Source organism: Acinetobacter sp. TTH0-4 (assembly GCF_015602665.1).
Classification (GTDB): Bacteria; Pseudomonadota; Gammaproteobacteria; order Pseudomonadales; family Moraxellaceae; genus Acinetobacter; species Acinetobacter albensis.
Genome location: NZ_CP059079.1, coordinates 2,192,466 through 2,211,172, shown reverse-complemented (window position 1 = coordinate 2,211,172; position 18,707 = coordinate 2,192,466). Strand labels below are relative to the sequence as shown.

19 protein-coding genes are annotated in these 18,707 nt (G+C 39.4%); 14 read left to right on the top strand and 5 right to left on the bottom strand.

What is annotated here, in order from left to right; all coding sequences use genetic code 11:
- Positions 1-17: 17 nt before the first annotated feature.
- Positions 18-332, bottom strand: coding sequence for an Asp-tRNA(Asn)/Glu-tRNA(Gln) amidotransferase subunit GatC (gatC, locus tag H0S58_RS10340; protein WP_195726471.1), 315 nt, complete (start codon positions 330-332; stop codon positions 18-20).
- Positions 333-465: 133 nt separating this feature from the next.
- Between gatC and H0S58_RS10335 the strand changes: the two genes are divergently transcribed.
- From H0S58_RS10335 to H0S58_RS10310, 6 genes are all read left to right on the top strand, one after another.
- Positions 466-1,512: a rod shape-determining protein gene (locus H0S58_RS10335; RefSeq protein WP_053579753.1), complete on the top strand. Its 1,047-nt coding sequence runs from the start codon at positions 466-468 to the stop codon at positions 1,510-1,512.
- A gap of 16 nt (positions 1,513-1,528) precedes the next feature.
- A complete protein-coding gene (gene mreC, locus H0S58_RS10330) occupies positions 1,529-2,386 on the top strand; it encodes a rod shape-determining protein MreC (RefSeq protein WP_053579754.1) in 858 nt (285 codons plus the stop codon).
- Positions 2,373-2,864 (top strand): rod shape-determining protein MreD, encoded by a 492-nt coding sequence (gene mreD / locus H0S58_RS10325; RefSeq protein ID WP_053579755.1) that lies wholly within the window; start codon positions 2,373-2,375, stop codon positions 2,862-2,864. The genes mreC and mreD overlap by 14 nt, the downstream gene beginning before the upstream one ends.
- Positions 2,852-3,418, top strand: a complete 567-nt coding sequence (locus H0S58_RS10320; protein ID WP_195726470.1) for a Maf family nucleotide pyrophosphatase — start codon at positions 2,852-2,854, stop codon at positions 3,416-3,418. The genes mreD and H0S58_RS10320 overlap by 13 nt, the downstream gene beginning before the upstream one ends.
- A gap of 38 nt (positions 3,419-3,456) precedes the next feature.
- Entirely contained in the window at positions 3,457-4,911 is a 1,455-nt protein-coding gene (gene rng, locus H0S58_RS10315) for a ribonuclease G (protein WP_053579757.1), read from the top strand.
- 132 nt (positions 4,912-5,043) lie between these two features.
- Positions 5,044-5,214, top strand: coding sequence for a PA1571 family protein (locus tag H0S58_RS10310; protein WP_092719409.1), 171 nt, complete (start codon positions 5,044-5,046; stop codon positions 5,212-5,214).
- A 54-nt stretch (positions 5,215-5,268) separates the two neighbouring features.
- Here H0S58_RS10310 and H0S58_RS10305 read toward each other — a convergent pair whose 3' ends face one another.
- On the bottom strand, positions 5,269-6,648 hold the full coding sequence (locus tag H0S58_RS10305; RefSeq protein ID WP_195726469.1) for a WS/DGAT/MGAT family O-acyltransferase: 1,380 nt from the start codon (positions 6,646-6,648) through the stop codon (positions 5,269-5,271).
- Between the two features lie 162 nt (positions 6,649-6,810).
- The gene (locus tag H0S58_RS10300; protein WP_195726468.1) at positions 6,811-7,545 is read right to left on the bottom strand and encodes a phosphoadenylyl-sulfate reductase; all 735 of its coding nucleotides are present in this window, start codon (positions 7,543-7,545) and stop codon (positions 6,811-6,813) included.
- 202 nt (positions 7,546-7,747) lie between these two features.
- Between H0S58_RS10300 and thrH the strand changes: the two genes are divergently transcribed.
- The gene (thrH, locus tag H0S58_RS10295) at positions 7,748-8,365 is read left to right on the top strand and encodes a bifunctional phosphoserine phosphatase/homoserine phosphotransferase ThrH (RefSeq protein WP_062034400.1); all 618 of its coding nucleotides are present in this window, start codon (positions 7,748-7,750) and stop codon (positions 8,363-8,365) included.
- A gap of 78 nt (positions 8,366-8,443) precedes the next feature.
- Here thrH and H0S58_RS10290 read toward each other — a convergent pair whose 3' ends face one another.
- The gene (locus H0S58_RS10290) at positions 8,444-9,625 is read right to left on the bottom strand and encodes an OmpP1/FadL family transporter (protein WP_114392360.1); all 1,182 of its coding nucleotides are present in this window, start codon (positions 9,623-9,625) and stop codon (positions 8,444-8,446) included.
- 328 nt (positions 9,626-9,953) lie between these two features.
- Positions 9,954-11,198: an OmpP1/FadL family transporter gene (locus tag H0S58_RS10285; RefSeq protein WP_195726467.1), complete on the bottom strand. Its 1,245-nt coding sequence runs from the start codon at positions 11,196-11,198 to the stop codon at positions 9,954-9,956.
- A gap of 662 nt (positions 11,199-11,860) precedes the next feature.
- Here H0S58_RS10285 and H0S58_RS10280 point away from each other — a divergent pair.
- The 7 genes from H0S58_RS10280 to H0S58_RS10250 all read left to right on the top strand — a co-directional run bounded on the left by H0S58_RS10280 (position 11,861) and on the right by H0S58_RS10250 (position 18,696).
- Entirely contained in the window at positions 11,861-12,421 is a 561-nt protein-coding gene (locus H0S58_RS10280) for a lipocalin family protein (RefSeq protein WP_195726466.1), read from the top strand.
- A gap of 129 nt (positions 12,422-12,550) precedes the next feature.
- Positions 12,551-13,540 (top strand): acyl-CoA desaturase, encoded by a 990-nt coding sequence (locus H0S58_RS10275; protein WP_195726465.1) that lies wholly within the window; start codon positions 12,551-12,553, stop codon positions 13,538-13,540.
- Positions 13,537-14,823 carry an NAD(P)/FAD-dependent oxidoreductase gene (locus tag H0S58_RS10270; RefSeq protein WP_195726464.1) on the top strand — a complete coding sequence of 429 codons (1,287 nt, stop codon included), beginning with the start codon at positions 13,537-13,539 and terminating at the stop codon, positions 14,821-14,823. The genes H0S58_RS10275 and H0S58_RS10270 overlap by 4 nt, the downstream gene beginning before the upstream one ends.
- Positions 14,824-14,832: 9 nt before the next feature.
- Positions 14,833-15,627 (top strand): DUF1365 domain-containing protein, encoded by a 795-nt coding sequence (locus H0S58_RS10265; protein ID WP_195726463.1) that lies wholly within the window; start codon positions 14,833-14,835, stop codon positions 15,625-15,627.
- Positions 15,624-16,820, top strand: coding sequence for an SAM-dependent methyltransferase (locus tag H0S58_RS10260; protein WP_411164652.1), 1,197 nt, complete (start codon positions 15,624-15,626; stop codon positions 16,818-16,820). The genes H0S58_RS10265 and H0S58_RS10260 overlap by 4 nt, the downstream gene beginning before the upstream one ends.
- 38 nt (positions 16,821-16,858) lie before the next feature.
- Positions 16,859-17,638 carry a DUF1295 domain-containing protein gene (locus tag H0S58_RS10255; protein ID WP_195726462.1) on the top strand — a complete coding sequence of 260 codons (780 nt, stop codon included), beginning with the start codon at positions 16,859-16,861 and terminating at the stop codon, positions 17,636-17,638.
- 8 nt (positions 17,639-17,646) lie between these two features.
- On the top strand, positions 17,647-18,696 hold the full coding sequence (locus H0S58_RS10250; RefSeq protein ID WP_195726461.1) for an SAM-dependent methyltransferase: 1,050 nt from the start codon (positions 17,647-17,649) through the stop codon (positions 18,694-18,696).
- Positions 18,697-18,707 lie beyond the last annotated feature (11 nt).

Sequence of the window (18,707 nt, the reverse complement as noted above, 5' to 3'; positions counted from 1 at the left end):
GTTCAACTGAATGTAAATTATTCAATCACACGTGGTACTAAATACAAGCCATCTTGCACTGCAGGCGCAACAGCTTGATATTGTTCACGATGATTTGTTTCAGAAACCACGTCTTCACGCAAGGGTTGTGCATGGTCAAATGGACTTTTAAGCGGCTCAACACCTTGGGTATCAATGCCTTTTAAGGTTTCCATCATGCCTAAAATTTTATTTAAACTTTGAGCATATTCAGCAGATTGCGCGTCATCAAGCGATAAACGAGCAAGATGGGCGATTGCTGAAACTGTTTGTGCATTTAAATCTGCAGAATGCTGTGCATCCGGTGTAGACATAACATCACCTGATCAGTATTAAAAAAAAATCAAAATATCGTGCGTTATAATAAGCGATTGACTTGTTCAAAGCATCACATTTAGTTAAAGTTGCCACCTTGCGCCCACATAAAGTTTAATCGAGAACGTCTCCGTGATTCTAAAAAGACTAATTGGCTTGTTTTCGCCCGATCTAGCCATTGATTTAGGTACAGCAAATACACTTATTTATGCACCAGGCCGAGGCATTATATTAAATGAACCGACGGTTGTGGCCATTCGTCACAGTGGTTCACAAAAAATCGTTGCCGCGGTTGGACTTGATGCTAAACAAATGTTGGGTCGTACGCCTGCAAATATTACTGCCATTCGTCCGATGAAGGATGGGGTAATTGCAGATTTTGAAGTGACCGAAACCATGCTGAACCAATTTATTAGCAAGGTACATGAAAAACGTTTGTTTCCACCTGCGCCGCGTGTTGTGGTGTGTGTGCCATGTAAATCGACATTGGTTGAACGTCGTGCCATTCGTGAAGCTGTATTTAATGCAGGTGCACGTGATGTCCGTTTAATTGAAGAACCAATGGCTGCTGCAATCGGTGCTGGTATGCCAGTTGAACAAGCCTGTGGTTCAATGGTAGTAGACGTCGGTGGCGGTACCACTGAAATCGCGATCATCTCGCTACAAGGCTGTGTCTATGCAGATTCACTGCGTATTGGCGGTGATGTTTTTGATGAACAAATCATTAATTATGTCCGTAAAGCGCATGGTTGTGTGATTGGTGAGACCACAGCTGAAAAAATTAAAAAAGAAGTCGGGATGGCTTTACCTGATTTAGATAGTAAACCACTAGAAATTGAAGTACATGGTCGTAATTTAGCGGAAGGTGTCCCGCGTGCGATTACGGTGACTTCTGTAGAAATTACTCAAGCGATTTCGGATCCATTACAAAATATTGTATCTGCAGTGAAATCGGCACTTGAACAAACGCCACCTGAATTGTCATCTGACATTGCAGAACGTGGCATTGTGTTGACGGGTGGTGGTGCATTACTGCGTAATCTTGATAAATTACTGGCTCAGGAAACAGGGTTACCTGTGGTTGTTGCAGAAGATCCTTTGACTTGTGTAACACGTGGTGGTGGTAAAGTTTTGGAATTCTTTGATAACCCAAATCATGACATGCTCTTTGTCGGTTAAGTAAAGGATTAGGCGGGTGCAAACAAATCTGTTTTCTAGACAACCGCCATCTTTTCGCTCATTTATCATTGCGGTCATTACATGTTGGGTAGTGCTATTTTTTAATTGGCGTATGCCACATGTAATTAAACCCGCGCGTGATGTCTTGTATGCGGCATATAATCCCATATATGCCCTAGCAAGTTATCCAGTGTTATCGCGAGAATGGCTGAATCAACAAACCAAGTCTGAGGTCCAGTTGCGACGTGAAAATACCGCAATGCAAGCCGAGCTATTACAGGCACAAGTCCGCCTACAAAAACTCTCTGAACTTTCTGCTGAAAATACCCGCTTAAGAGGTTTGCTCGATACGCCATTGATTATTGATGGTCGTATGGAAATTGCAGAAGTGATTGGAACGGATGCAGATCCACTTCGACATATTATTGTGATTAACCGTGGTGCCAGTAGCCAACTCAAAGTGGGTCAAACCGTATTGGATGACAAAGGCATTATGGGGCAGATTATTAATGTCTATCCGCATAGTAGTCGAATCATGTTGCTCTCTGATAAAGAACATTCCCTTTCGGTACGTTTAGAGCGTACAGGTATGCGTGCGATTGTATCGGGTACTGGCGATTTAGGTCATTTAAAAATGGAATATGTACCGACCAGTGCCAATATTAAAGTGGGTGATAAAGTCTATAGCTCTGGGCTCGGGGCACACTTTCCTGCAGGGTATTTGGTGGGAACAATATCGAAAGTCAATCGACATAATTCCGGTGAATTTGCCAAAATTGAAGTAACTCCAGCAGCGCAATTGGCAGGCGGACATCATGTTGTGGTTCTATTTTCTGATTCGTTAGCGATGGAGCAACCGTATGCTAATCGCTAAATTACGTTCGCAAAAAAATCGTGATCCTTTAATTGCAATTATCCTGTCCGTGATTGTGTGTTCTGTATTGATGGTTTATCCATTGTCTTATGCCATTTCAGGCGCACGTCCATTATTTATGTTATTGGTGATGCTGTTCTGGGTCATGTGTCAGCCGACTTGGTGCGGCATTTGGTTTGCATTTGGTACTGGGATATTTGTTGATCTACTAATTGATGCCCCCTTGGGAATGAATGCTTTAAGTTTTGTCACCATTGCTTTTGTTGCCAGATTTCTGACCCGTGAACGCCGTATTTTAACTTTTGGTAATTTGTGGGTCATCAGTTTTATGGCTGTATTGGCGCATTTATTCATGACGTGGATAGCTCAAATTATGGGGGGAATGCAGTTTTCAATTGCAAGACACTGGCAACCTCTATTAAGCAGTATTTTCACTTTTCCTGTAATTTACTTTTTACTGAAAAAATGGCGCATTTAATTTTAGCGTCAAGTTCTCCGCGTCGTCGAGAACTGCTGGAACAACTTGGACTCCAATTTGACGTTTTTAGTCCCGAGGTTGATGAGTCGGTTTTAATCGGTGAGGGCATTGCTGGATATGTTCAACGGTTGGCTTGTATCAAAGCAGATGCGATTTCAGCTCAATTTCCAGATGCAGTCGTCATTGCAGCAGATACTAGTGTGGGTGTGGAAGGTGAAATTTTAGGAAAACCCGAATCGAAACAACATGCTTTTGAAATGTGGCAAGCTATATCAGGACGAAAACATGATGTATTTTCAGGCGTATGTGTCGGTACAAGTAAACAAAAATCAAGTATAGTGGTGCAGACCCAAGTTGAGTTTCAATCTTTAACTCTCAATGATATGGAAGAATATTGGGCAACAGGCGAACCTGTGGGAAAAGCGGGCGCTTATGCCATTCAGGGTATTGCAGCACGTTATATTCCGCGTATAGACGGAAGTTATAGCAACGTGGTGGGCCTACCTTTATATGAAACAATACAGTTATTAAAAGCCCTTAAGGTTCTAAATTAACGGCTAAAAAGAATTTTTATAATGTTTTGAGTTTTATTATGTCTGACGAATTGTTGATTAACGTCACCCCTATGGAATGTCGGGTGGCCTTAATCCAAAATGGTACGGTCAATGAACTATTTTTAGAACGCACAGTAAAACGTGGTTTAGTAGGTAATATTTACAAAGGCAAAGTTGTGCGTGTGCTTCCTGGTATGCAAGCGGCATTTGTCGATATTGGTTTATCGCGCACTGCGTTTTTGCATATTAACGACATGGTGTGGCCACGAAATCAACCTACACCAAATGTGTTTGAATTGTTACAGCCCGGTCAAATTCTCACGGTTCAAGTGATGAAAGATATGCTTGGCACCAAAGGGGCACGTTTAAGTACAGATTTATCTATTCCCTCACGTTATTTGGTTCTGATGCCTTATGGTCATCATACTGGCGTATCTCAGCGTATAGAAGCTGAAGAAGAGCGTGACCGCTTACGTTCTATCATTGAACATATTCAAACTGAACATAAATTACCGGGAAGCGTGATTGTACGCACCGCTGCAGAAGGTATTCCAGAAGCAGACATTGCGCAGGACATGGCATATCTGGCTAAGTTGTGGGAGTTTATTCAGCGTAAGCAAAAAGTGATTGCTGTACCTTCATTGATTTTCGAAGAATTACCGTTACCACAACGGGTCATTCGAGATTTAGCCAATGCAGATACCACAAAAATTTCGGTTGATTCACGTGAAATTCATGCCAAATTACAAGAATTTGTCATGGAGTTTGTACCCAGTATGCAGAATAAGGTCATTCACTATCCGGGTGAACGTCCTATTTTTGATTTGTACAATGTAGAAGATGATATTCAGAAAGCACTTCAAACCCGTGTCGCGTTAAAGTCTGGTGGATATCTGATGATTGATCAGACGGAAGCAATGACCACAATTGACGTTAACACGGGTTCTTATGTTGGGGGACGAACACTCGAAGACACTGTATTTAAAACCAATATGGAAGCGACTCAAGTCATTGCACGACAGCTTCGTCTGCGTAATTTGGGCGGCATCATTATTATTGATTTCATTGATATGCAAGAAGCTCAGCATCGTGAAGATGTAATGAAACAATTTGATCGCATGTTAGAACGTGACCACGCCAAAACTAAGATTACCCAAGTGTCAGAGTTAGGCTTGGTTGAAATGACACGCAAACGAACTCGTGAGTCTTTAGAACATTTAGTCTGTGAATCATGTTCGACTTGTCAGGGGCGTGGATATGTGAAAACTGCTGAGACAGTATGTTACGAAATCTTTCGAGAAATCTTAAGATATGCGCGGGCTTTTGAATCTAAAAGTGGCTTTACTGTCGTAGCTCACCCTGCAGTGATTGACCGATTATTAACAGCAGAAGCGCCTGCAGTCGCGGATTTAGAGCATTTTGTTGGACGGGTAATTAAGTTCCAAGTGGAAAATTTATATACGCAAGAGCAATACGATATTATTCTTAGCTAAAATTGTAACAGAATGTCGTTAAACACTTGTTACATCTGAAATTTTACTTTCGATCTTTAATTTTGAATACTAGTCGTACGTATTAGCCAAAGCCAAATTCTCCCTTTTTGGCTTAGCAAAAAGAGGTATGACATGAATATGAGTCAAGTAATTATTAATCAAAGTTTGAAAGTTTTAGACAATAAACCTGCACACAGTGGTTATATTGTAGATGAGCAAGGTAAAGAAGTTCAGATTACGGCTGCGATGATTCGTTCAGTCTGTCATCAATTATTAAATCAATGTCGTACAATTAAAAACTAAGGGGCAGAAAATGCCCCTTGGTTTATTGCTTGTTTATTTTTTAAGAATTTGCGGCTAACTTACCGCTTCAAGCTTTGGGGATTGTTGTTCCACAATTTTTTCAAAACGTTGAATTTCTTCCTCTAAATGGGTCAGTAAATTTTGCATTTTAGGTAATGCATTCCGACAACCTGTTAAACCCACTTCTAATTTATCTAAATAACTGGTCATGGTAATATTCAATGCCTGTCCATCCAAAACAATAGACGCTGGATAAAGTGCATCAAGTTTAGCGCCATTCCAATATAAAGGTTCACGTGGACCTGGCACATTAGAAATGACAATATTGAAGGCTTGGCGTTTAGGCATTAAACCTGACGCGATATTCAGTCCTGCTGGACCATAAACAAAGGCACTATAGTTCAAAATCTGTTGGGAATTCATTCGTTTAAAACGATTTTTTGCATTTTGCATACTGCGCTTAATCACGTCTAAACGCTCTAGCGGATCTTCTTTGTCAGTGCCTAAATTGGCTAAAATCATGGTGATACGATTCGACATAGACGAATCATCATCGCGAACAGAGGCAGGTACCATGGCAATTAAAGGCTTTTTAGGAAGTGCGTCTTGGGACAAAAGATATTCACGCAAGGCACCTGAACAAATCGCCAGTACGATGTCATTAATCGTGACACCCAAACTTTTAGAAATATGACGTAAACGGTCAAACTCAAAAGACTGTGCTGCAAAACGGCGGGAGGAGCTAACCCGCTGGTTAAGAATAGAGCTGGGTGCTTGGAAGCTTGAAACATAATCAGGATTACGTCCCATATCTTTCATGACTGTTTGTGACAACTCATACATGACACGTGGTGTTGACTCAAGCTGGCCCATTACGCCATTCATTATTTTCTTAAAGCGACTAACATTCGGTTCTTTTAAACGCTTCGCACGAGGGCCTTCAACACACCATGGTGGCACAATACTCTTTGCGTTTGGATCTTGTGATAATGATTTTTCCACCAAACGCATACCCGCGATACCATCCACCATCGCATGGTGAATTTTGAAGTACATCGCAAAACGATTCCCTTCAATCCCTTCAATGATATGACACGTCCATAACGGTTTAGCACGGTCAATTAAACTACTGTGTTCTTGTGAAATATAGGTGAGCAGTTCAAGAATACGCCCCGGTTGTGGGAGTGCGATATGACGAAAATGGTGATCAAGATCAAACTCTTCATCTTCATCCCAAAATAAACCGTTGAGTTTGTTGCTAAATGGAGGAATAGGAATGGATTTGGAGTTACGAATATCTGCAACTAAATTTTGAATGAAGCTGGCAGGTGCATTTTCAGGAATTTGGAATAAGAATAATCCACCGACATGCATGGGTTGCTGGCGTTTTTCAAGTGATAAAAAAATAAAGTCAATCGGATGTAATGGACGCATAGTCTGGATTGCCTCACTGCAATATCTGACCGCTCCTATATGAGCAATCTTGTTAGAATTATAGAAATTAAAGCTAGTATATCGATTTTTTTTAACAATGGGAGCGCTTTGTGTGTATCCATTGGTTGCGAAAAAACCACTGCTTTGCAGTGGTTTTGATCTTTACTTTTTCAAATTACCTGCATGTAGGCCACATTCTTTGTGTGTTGCTTCCTCCCACCACCAACGTCCTTCACGTTCATGTTGGTTTGGTAACACTGGACGCGTACATGGTTCACAGCCAATAGAAATAAAACCGCGCTCATGCAATGGATTATAAGGCACTTCCATCATGCGAATGTAGCTCCACACATCGGCACTGGACCAGTTGGCAAGAGGATTGTATTTAATCAATTGTTTGCCTTCGCCTGAAAAGCCTGCATCTGCTTGAATAACTGGAATCTCAGTTCGTGTGCCTGGGCTTTGGTCTTTACGTTGACCCGTAATCCAACCATCTAAAGTCGCTAATTTTTTACGTAAAGGCTGAACTTTACGGATACCACAACACTCTTTATGATCATCTTGATAAAAGCTGAATAAACCTTTTTCATTGACCAATTGTTGAACGGCATCTGCTTCTGGGAAACAAATTTCGATATTGATATTGTAGTGTTTACGTACAGTCTCGATAAATTGATAGGTTTCTGCATGTAAACGTCCTGTGTCTAAGCTAAAGACACGAAAGGGTTTACCTAAGTTAGCAGCCATATCAATAAGTACGACATCTTCTGCACCTGAAAACGAGATGGCAATTTCGCCAGCTTGATTTAGTGCAAGTGCTAAAATTTCACTTGGCGATTTGTCTGCATATTCAGCTGCGAGAGCATCAACAAGATCAATAGTTGGAATGGTTGTCATGAGTATCCTGGCAATAGGCTTGGAATCTAACAAGACCTATATTACGTTATTTGCTGCGTATTTTAATAGAGTTGAAATAAGCCACTTATCACTAAAAAATAAATGCTTATGAAAAAAATAGATTTAAAAAACAGCAATGCATTAGACAAATATTAAGCTATGATAGTTCAAAATTTTTCCACGTAAATAAAAGGGAGTATTCATGGAAGTTGTTTGCCTTGATCTAGAAGGGGTGTTAGTTCCAGAGATTTGGATTAACTTTGCTAAAAAAACAGGCATTAAAGCGCTTGAAGCGACCACACGTGATATTCCTGATTATGATGTGCTCATGACGCAGCGTTTGAATATATTAAAAGAACATGGTCTAGGTTTAAACGATATTCAAGAAGTGATTGCTGAAATGGGACCATTTCCAGGCGCAAAAGAATTTGTTGAATGGTTACGTACACATTTTCAGCTGATTATTTTGTCAGACACTTTCTATGAGTTTGCGCACCCATTAATGAAACAGCTGGGCTGGCCAACGATTTTTTGTCATAAGTTAGAGACTGATGAAAAGGGTATGATTACAACCTATAAGCTGCGCCAACCTGACCAAAAACGTGAAGCAGTTAAAGCATTGCATGGACTAAATTACCGTGTTATTGCTGCAGGTGACTCTTATAATGACACCACTATGCTGGGGGAGGCGGATAAAGGTTTTTTGTTTGATGCACCAGAAAATGTGATTAAAGAATTCCCACAATTCCCTGCAATTCATGGTTATGAAGCTTTAAAAGAGGCAATTCGTAATGCCTCAGTTCGTGATATTCCGGCTTAAAACAAACAGCTATATCTACGAAAACAAAAAGGCGCATCTCAATAGATGCGCCTTTTTTGTTGGATATAGTGCTACGGTTTAGAATTTATAACCAAATTTTAAACCATAAGCGATAGCATCATTATCGCTGAAGTCGCCAACAACTGTACCGCCAGTTTGAGCTTTTGCATCACCCAACCAGAAGTATTTTACACCTGCTTGTACGAAATAGTTTTCAGCTGGGCTGTATTGACCACCTAAACCTACGCTCCAGAAGCCTTCAACAGGGCCTAAAGTGGTTACAGGGTTACCTGCGCCAGAATCCCAACCTACAGATGCAGAACCAGACCATTTGCTAGTAAATTTATGACCTACACCAACGGTTGCAGAAATTTGATCATCTGAGTAGTCAATTAAGTTCTGAGCCTTACCTTTAGCGAGTTTACTGGCACTTGCTAAAGCTGCTGGGCTTACTGCAAACTGATCCCAATGTACCCAACGTACATTAGCAAAAGCTAAAGTATCTTTTGCAATACCTGTTTGAAAATCAAGATTAACCGATTGAGGTGTTACTACCTCAGTTTGGCTACTAATAGAGCGTAAATCGATTCCGCTTGGTAATGTTGGTAAATAGTTTGGTGGAATATAAACATTTGAAGTTTCTGTAGTATCTAATTCATGTTTAATTTCAGAGCGATACGTGATCGCTGCTTTTAGTGCAATTTCAGGGATTTGGTAAGCTGCACCAGCTAACCAACCAAATGCATCGTCTTCTTTTAGGTCAATGTTGTAGCCAGAAAGTAATGAGTAGGCTGTACCGCGTAAAGATACATTACCTTTAACTGTTTGGTAAACAGGACCTGCGTAGATGTTCCAGTTTTCGGTTGGTTGGTAACCTACAATTAATGAAAGATTATTGGTGCGTACTTTTACACTTGTTCCTTCAGTACTATCACCAAAAGCGCCTAGATCTGATGAATATTGTGAGTCAGCACCATAAGGTTGGTCATAAAGTAAACCGAAAGAAAAATGGTCGGTTGCTTGAACTTTAAGTGCAGCAGATGGGAAATAATAGTCATCCGCCATGTCAGTAACAGTTGCGCCGTTGTTGCTTTTGCCACTTACACTTGGGTCGAGCACACTAATCGATGCTTCTACATAATTTCCAGATTGTAGAAATGGCAGAATAGATTGACCTGAGCGATCAAGACCTGCAGCAAATACTGAAGTTGTTGGGATTAAGCTGAGCAAAATAGCCGAGCGAAGAGCTGTAAGCTTCATAGGGAACATTCCTTGTTGTAGCTTTATGTAAGTGATTGGCACGAAAAGTAACATAAATACAAAAAGAGTAAATGCTCAACTACGGTTGTAAAATGAACTGAAAAGTTAAAAATTGTACTTGTGTAGAGTAAAAACACTAAAAAAAATATTAATTTTATGATTTATATGGATTTATTTTTAGATGCTGAGTGGCTGATTGAATATTATGCAAAATGTTTAAGTGTTTGTTTATTGCTCAAATGAATCACAAGTGTATAAAAAAGAGCGTAGGTGTCATTGTTGAAAATGAAAAAACCATCTTTGCAGATGGTTTTTTCAGTATTAGTAATTAGAACTTGTAACCGATTTTTAAGCCATAAGCTAAAGCATCATTGTCATTAAATTCTGCAACATAAGTATCTGATCCAAAGTTAGATGCGGCTTGCGCTTTTGCATCGCCTAACCAGAAGTATTTAACACCACCAGCGATAAAGGTTGCAGGTGTTGGACTATATTGAAGTCCTAAGCCAACATTCCAGTAACCTTCAGTTGGGCCAAGAGTTGATATAGGATTACCTGCACCAGAATCCCAACCTACTGAGACATTACCTGCCCATAGATCATTAAATTTACGGCCTACACCTACGTTTGCTGACCATTGGTCATCAGTATAACCAACAATATCAAAGCCATTTGGGTTGTCTGGAGTCTGGCCTAGCGCACCTAGAGTATCTGCAACAGTTCCGAATTGTTTTAGGTCAAGAGAAAAGTCTTTCCAATTCACCCAACGTACATTTGCAAAGGCAACTGTATTTGCCATGATCCCTGTTTGGAAATCAAGGTTAACAGATTGGGGAGTTGTAATATTTGCATCTGTTGCTACATCGTAAACAGGGCTACTGCCAACAAATGCTAATACGTTACTTTGACCATATTCGCGAGCAGATGCTTTGTGGTCAATTTCAGAGCGATAAGTGATAGATGTTTTTAAAGCAATTTCAGGAATTTGATAAGCAAAGCCAGCTAACCAGCCAACTGCACCATCTTCATCTAAATCAGCATTATATAAGCCAAGGCCGTTAGCTGAACCATATGCCGCACCACGTAATTGAACATTACCTTTAATTGTTTGATAAACAGGACCAGCATAAATGTTGAAATTTTCATTTGGCTGGAAACCAAAAATCATAGACAAACTTTGAGTGTCAACTTCTACTTCAGTTGCTTCACCGTTTAAGTGGAACAAACCTGTATTGAGACCAACAAGTGGGTCACTTGTTGAGTATGCAGCATCAGCACCAAATGGTTGGTCATAGATCAAACCAAATGAGAAGTGGTCTGTTACTTGTAATTTAAGAGCAGCTGAGGGGAAGTAGTAATCATCTCCCATGTCAGAAAGATTGCCGCCACCAGCAGTTGAAATAGCCTTCCCAGATACATCTGGATCTAATACAGAAATACCTGCTTCAAAATAGTTACCAGGTTGCAAGAATGCAGAGATTGACTGACCTGAACGATCTAGAGCAGCGGCAAATGCCCCGGTCATTGGTACTGTTGCAAGAATAATCGAGGTAGTTAGTGTTTTTAATTTCATTCTTTATCTTCCCTAGAACGATACATATGTTATGACATTTTTTGTGAATGCTTTTTTAATATCTGGAGAAATTAACTTTAAAAGCTAAGATCGATTGTTACTCCATGTGACAAAAATAGCACAATTAAATAAAGAGTAAATGCTCTAGAAAAATAAAAAAATATGAAAACTTAGTTTATTGTTTTTTTAAAGCCAATTTAATGGGGTGAATTTCAATCAAGTGTCTGAAATATATTTAAAAAAATATAAATAATTTAAAATATTTTTACACTTTTGATTGGTTAAAAATTACCCAAATTTTATGTGGATACTTAACAATAATTTGTGATTTTAATCACGTTTTATATTTTCTTTAACTTAAAAAAACAGAAATAATTATTTTAAGACATTGAATTTGTATTTTTTTGAAAATTAAATTTTAAATAAATTGGAAAGTCCGACTATCGCCTAGGGCGAATGATGCACTCTATACCAGTTAAAATATTTAAACAGGTTCGTATTGTTATACATTAGTTCTAACAAAAGTATTCGTTAAGGTATTTCCATACACTTTTTTTAAAATACTGAAACAGTATTGATGTAAAGAATTTCATTTTTATCTTCACTCTTTATTCACAGCCAGATAAGTTATTTTATAAAAATAAATTTCCAAGGTCACAAAAATGACAAATCTATTTAAATTTTTATGTGCGGGTAGTGTATTGAGTTTGAGTATTTTTACTTTATCTTTTCATACGCAGGCAGAGACTGGAGTACCGAAGGCAGTTGAAAAAATTGACGTGAATCAATACGCGGGTCAATGGTATGAAATTGCGCATTTGCCCATGTTTTTTCAGCGAAAATGTGTGAGTGATACAACAGCTCAATATACGGTTAATTCAGATCAGACCATAGGTGTACTGAATAGTTGTCGCACAGAAACAAATGAAATGATCAGCTCTAAAGGTCTGGCCTATGCTCAAAATGCAGGTAACAGTAGACTGAAAGTGAGTTTTTTGCCTTCAGGCCTAAGATGGCTACCTTTTACTCAAGGTGATTATTGGGTATTAAGAGTGGATCCAAATTATAAAGTGGCCTTGGTGGGTGGTCCAAGCCATAAATATTTATGGATTCTGTCACGTGATTCAAAGCTTGACCAAGCAACGTATCAATCTTATTTGCAGACAGCCCGTGAATATGGCTACGAGGTATCAAAGTTAGTTCAAACACCCCATCAACCCTGATATTTCCAATCTGCGGAGCGACTATTTTTCGTGGCTCCACTAAAAAAATTTCTGCTTCACATAAATTTCATTCTGACTTGACTAAACTATGTAAAAGAAAATCAAATCATTTGTCGATTAGGATTATCCATGTTTAAAAGTCTGATGCGATGGTTGGATAGTTGGTCCACTCCTATTGGGGCGCAGGGCATTTCATCTGAAAATAAGCAAATTCAATGGATCCGTATTCTCCCTTTTATTCTTTTGCACATTGCTTGTCTTGCCGTATTTTGGGTGGGTATCTCTTGGTTTGCTGTGGTTTTTATGCTGCTGTTTTATCTGATTCGCATGTTTTCAATTACTGCATTTTTTCATCGCTACTTATCACATAAGACTTTTCAAACTTCACGTGTGGTGCAATTTATTTTTGTGTTGATTGGGACCATGAGCGCGCAACGTGGGCCTTTATGGTGGGCAGCGCATCATCGTTACCATCATCGATTTACGGATACCGATCAAGATCCACATTCATCAACACATGGTTTTTGGTATAGCCATGTTGGTTGGTTTTTAAATGAATACAATTTTTCTCTTCGGAAAGACGTGATTAAGGATTGGCTCAAGTATCCTGAATTGGTTTGGCTAGATCGTTTTTGCGTCATTATTGTGTTACTGACAGCAACAGCCATTTATTTTTTAGGTGAATGGTTGGCAATTGCAAAACCTGAACTCGGGACATCGGGTTTGCAACTTCTAGTCTGGGGATTTGTTGTTTCCACCGTCTTGTTAATTCACGCCACTTTATGTATTAATTCACTGGCGCATCTATATGGTCGTCGAGATTTTGATACTGATGACCAGAGTCGAAATAATTTATTTTTATCGATCATTACTTTAGGTGAAGGTTGGCATAACAACCATCATTATTATGCGGGAAGTGTGCGTCAAGGCTTTTATTGGTGGCAGATTGATGTCACTTATTATGTTTTAAAAATAATGTCTTGGTTGGGATTGGTCTGGGGGCTAAAACCGATTCCACAACGGGTCTATGCGGTGAGTAAAATCGCTCAATCCTCCGATAAAGTAAAAAAATTAATCAAAACAAAGCGCAAGAATAGCTCAACTGGAGAGTCTTCATGAAAATTGCGATTATTGGTTCAGGTATTTCTGGATTGTATGCCGCATGGAAACTTTCAAAGCATCATCAGGTGACTGTTTTTGAGAAAAATACTTATTTGGGTGGACATACTGATACACATGATTTAATCATTGACGGTCAAAAAGTGGCTGTAGACAGTGGTTTCATTGTTTTTAATGATTATAACTATCCACTGTTTAGCCAAATGATTGCTGAGCTTGGGGTAAAGTCACAAAGTAGTGATATGGGATTTTCTGTAAACAATCAGGTTACGGGGCTACAATATAATCCGTCGAAAAAGATCTCTTTACTGAGTAGACCACAAAATTTTTTAAACTCTCAGTTTAGAGTCATGCTGGCTGACCTTTTTAAATTTTATTCTGCCAACAAAAACCTCAATGTCGATGACACAAATACAACGTTAAGCATCGAAGAATATTTAAATCAAAATGGTTATTCCGAAGCTTTTCGCCAAGAACATTTGTATCCAATGTGCGGCGCTTTATGGTCATGTCCAATCGAGCAAGCGGGACAAATTCCCTATAAATTCGTGGTGAGCTTTTTTCAGCATCATCGTATGTTGCAGCTCAAAGATCGCCCACAATGGCAAACGGTAAAAGGCGGTTCTGCGCAATACGTTCAAGCCATTCAGCAACAGTCGCCTAATATTGAGTTTAAAAATCTTGCTGTAATCAGTGTGTCACGTTTAGCTGATGAGGTGATTGTCAAAACAGAGCGCGATACGCAGCAATTTGATTGGGTGATTTTTGCAAGTCATGCCGATGACAGTTTAAAAATGTTAAATGATGCGACACCACTTGAACAATCCGTATTGTCCCAATTTTCATATCAAGACAATAAAATGGTGGTGCACAGTGATCTAAGTATTATGCCGAAGCAGAAATCTCAGTGGGCAAGCTGGCATGTGCATGTCACCGCAGATCAGGCTAAATCTAATCCAAAAAAGCACATCCCTGAGGTTCATTATGCCTTTAGCTACTGGATGAACAAACTGCAAAATTTGTCCTGTAAATCTCAAGTTTTTGCCACGTTGAACCCAAATTTTCAGATTAATCCACAACATATTTTAGTCGAGCGACAATATCGCCATCCTGTATTTAATGCAAAAGCGATTGAAGCGCAAAATCTATGGCATGAAATTAATGGGCAATATCGAACCTCATTTTGTGGGGCATATTGGGGTTGGGGTTTCCATGAAGATGGCGCGCGCAGTGCAGCCAACGTGGTCAATCAATTGACACAGCTTTTAGCCGAGCCCGCTTAGGAACATGTTATGTGGATGAGCTCACTTGCCGTCGCAACCGTGACGATTCGGCATCGACGCTATTTACCCAAACAGCATGAATTTGACGCAAAATTAAATTATTTATGGTTCGATCCCGATCAGATTGAATCCATCACTCAACAATCTTGTTTATGGTCATCAAATCGGTGGAATTTACTTCAACTTGATGCTGATGACTTTTTAACGATGCAACAGGGTTCAATTCGGCAAAAAGTCCAAAAAATAATCGTAGAACACAGCAATATCCAATTGACCTCAGATACTCACATTCGTGTGCTTACCTTGCCGCGCACTTTAGGCTTTCGCTTTAACTCTGTGGTTTTCTATATGGTGTTTGATGCCACTGAACAGCCGTTATTTATCTTAAGTGAAATCACCAATACGCCATGGAATGAACGCAAAGTCTATGTACATGACTGTCGAGAGAAAGCAGTTCAGCATTCACAGTTTCAGGGCTATCAATTCGAGTTTAAAAAATCATTTCATGTTTCTCCATTTATGCCGATGGAGATGGACTATCGTTGGAATTTTAATTTTTCGGAGCAGCAACAAGTCATTCATATGCAATTATATCAACAAGATGTACTGCAATTTGATGCCACAATGCGCTTTTCATTGCGCCTCATCACAGTTCCTTCACAACAGCATCGCTATGCTATTTCCAGTGTCTTTGAACCTTTTAAAATGATGGCAGGAATTTATCTGAATGCTTTTCGTTTATGGAAGAAAAAAGTGCCATTTTATCGACACCCAAAGAAAGATAAGGGAAATACCAAATCATGAAAACACTCATTTCCAATGAACAAGATGCGTTACCCTTGGTTTTACGTAGTTTATTTAAATTACGTCACGGTCAAATTATATTTCAAGGGGAATGGAATGGTTTTGTTGGAGACAGTATTGAACTATGTGCTGTTGTTCAGGTTCATGATAAAAAACTGATGGATTTGGTTTTTAAAAGTGGTGTATTGGGTGCAGCAGAAGGGTATATTCGAGGCTATTGGAGCAGTGATCATCTGGTCGAGCTGATTCAAATTTTAGCCCGTAATCGAGATGTACTTGATAAAATTAATCAAAATGTGATTTCTCAAGCCAGTCAAATTTTTTTAAAGGCATGGCACAAATCTCGTCAAAATTCAATTGAAGGTAGTCGTAAAAACATCGCAGATCATTATGATTTGAGTAATGATTTCTTTAAGTTATTTCTCGATCCCTCCATGATGTATTCCAGTGCTGTGTTTAAAGATGCTGACATGACTTTGCAGCAAGCATCTGAATACAAAAAAGAACTGATTTGTCAAAAACTACAGCTTAAACCGATGGATCATCTGGTTGAAATTGGCAGTGGTTGGGGGGGCTTTGCAATTTATGCCGCACAAAATTACGGTTGTAAAGTCACCACGATTACCATTTCACAAGCACAGTATGATGAAGCGGTTACGCGGATTCAAGCAGCAGGATTAGCGCATCGGGTAGATGTGCAATTAAAAGATTATCGCTTGCTAGACGGTAAGTTTGACAAATTAGTTTCTATTGAAATGATTGAAGCAGTGGGCGAACAATATTTATCGACCTATTTTAAACAATGTCGTCATTTGCTTAAACCAAATGGCTTAGGACTCATTCAAGCCATCACCATCGAAGATGCACGTTATAAAAAAGCATTAAAAACGGTAGATTATATTAAGCGTTATATTTTCCCCGGTAGTTTTATCCCCTGCATCAGTGTGCTCACCCAAACAGCATCCGAACAGAAATTGCGTTTAAAACACTTAGAAGATATTGGTCAAAGTTATGCCCAAACCTTACATTTTTGGCGAAAAAACTTTTTGGCTGAGCGTGAACAAGTCCTTGCACTGGGATTTGATGAAAACTTTATTCGGATGTGGGACTTTTATTTGTGTTATTGCGAAGGGGGCTTTAAAGAAGGCGTGATTAGCGATGTGCATATGTTATTTGAAGCCAGCGCTTATTAAGTTTTAAACATTCATGAATAGACCAAGGAGCGAGCAAAATGTTACTCAATTTCTTGTTGCTTGATGTTGTGATTATGGCACTGTGTTGGCTGATTGTGACTTACAACCAGCGTGCCGGTTTAGTCGATGTCGCATGGAGCTTCTGTATTGCGCTGAATGTGATGATTGCTGCATTTTGGTTAGATACTGCACCCATATCAGTACGTATTTTTATCGGATGTGCGAGCAGCATTTGGTTTCTACGATTGACTTGGCATTTATTGCGTCGTTATTGGCATGAATCAGAAGAAGATCGTCGTTATGCCAATATGCGCCGTGCAATGGGACAGTTTAAACATTTGGGTTTCTTGGCTTTTTTTATGTTTCAAGCAGGATTGGCGATTTTATTTTCCTACCCGATGTTGTCTTTACTGAGCACGACTGTCATACAGTGGAGTGAATGGACCCATTGGGCACTGATTGCTGCTGCCATCATGATGCTGTTGGCATTTATCGGTGAAAGCACGGCTGATCAGCAACTGTATCGTTTTAAACAAAAACCTGAACATCACGGCAAAACCATGGATCAAGGTTTATGGAAATATTCACGACACCCCAATTATTTTTTTGAATGGTTACATTGGTTTGCCTATCCTATTTTAGGTTTAGCCGCAGGGCAATATTTGTTATGGATTTATCCATTGTTGATGTGGGCATTTCTATATTACATCACTGGTATTCCGTTTAGCGAACAACAAGCATTGCGTCATCGTGGGCAAAACTATCGAGATTATCAACAACGCACTTCAATGTTTATTCCGTGGCAACCTAAAGAGTAGATCACACTATGGATTTTATGATTCAACAGTCGTTAAAACTGGTCGAAAGTGGATTGCTTCCCGATCAGGCAATTCGCGCGGCAATACGCAGCTTAAGTAAAAAACGCTTAATTCAGGAAGGGCGCTATGATCCTGAACAGGGTGCCCAGCGTTATATGGATGTTTTGGGCATGCTGAAAAGCAGTGAAATTGCGATTGAAACGGATAAAGCCAATGAACAACATTATGAGCTTCCCACTGAGTTTTTTCAGGCAGTACTGGGCAAGCGCTTAAAGTACAGCGCCAGTTTATTTAATGAAGCGCAAACCACGTTGGATGAAGCAGAAGAGTTGGCTTTGGCCAGTTATTGTGAACGCGCACAATTAAAAGATGGTCAACACATTTTGGAAGTCGGTTGTGGTTGGGGATCTTTAAGTTTATGGATGGCGGAGCATTATCCGAATGCCACCATCACTGTGGTCTCCAACTCGGCAACTCAACGTGCGCATATTCAACAACAAGCCAAATTACGACAGTTTAATCATTTGACTGTCATCACTTGTGATGTCAACGTGCTGGAACTTGAAGCCGAATCATTTGATCGTGTTGTTTCGGTAGAAATGTTTGAACATGTGCGTAATTATCAAAAATTATTTGAAAAAATAAATACTTGGCTTAAACCCGAAGGATTGTTGTGGTGTCATATTTTTTGTCATCGCTTTTTGCACTATCCATTTGAAATCAAAAATGAATATGACTGGATGTCGAAATACTTTTTCAGTGGTGGACTGATGCCATCTGCATCCACTTTTTTACATTTTCAAGACCATTTAAAATTACAACAGCATTGGCAGTGGTCAGGTACGCAATATGAAAGAACGGCGAATGCTTGGCTTAAAAATATGGATCGGCATGAAAAAAGTTTAAAACCATTATTTGAAAAAACCTATGGTCAAGATGCCGCTGCATGGTGGCAACGTTGGCGCATATTTTTTATGGCTTGCGCTGAACTGTTTGGTTTTGAACAAGGACAAGAGTGGGTGATTGGTCACTTTTTGTTTCATAAAAATGCCGTATAAGTTAAATTGAA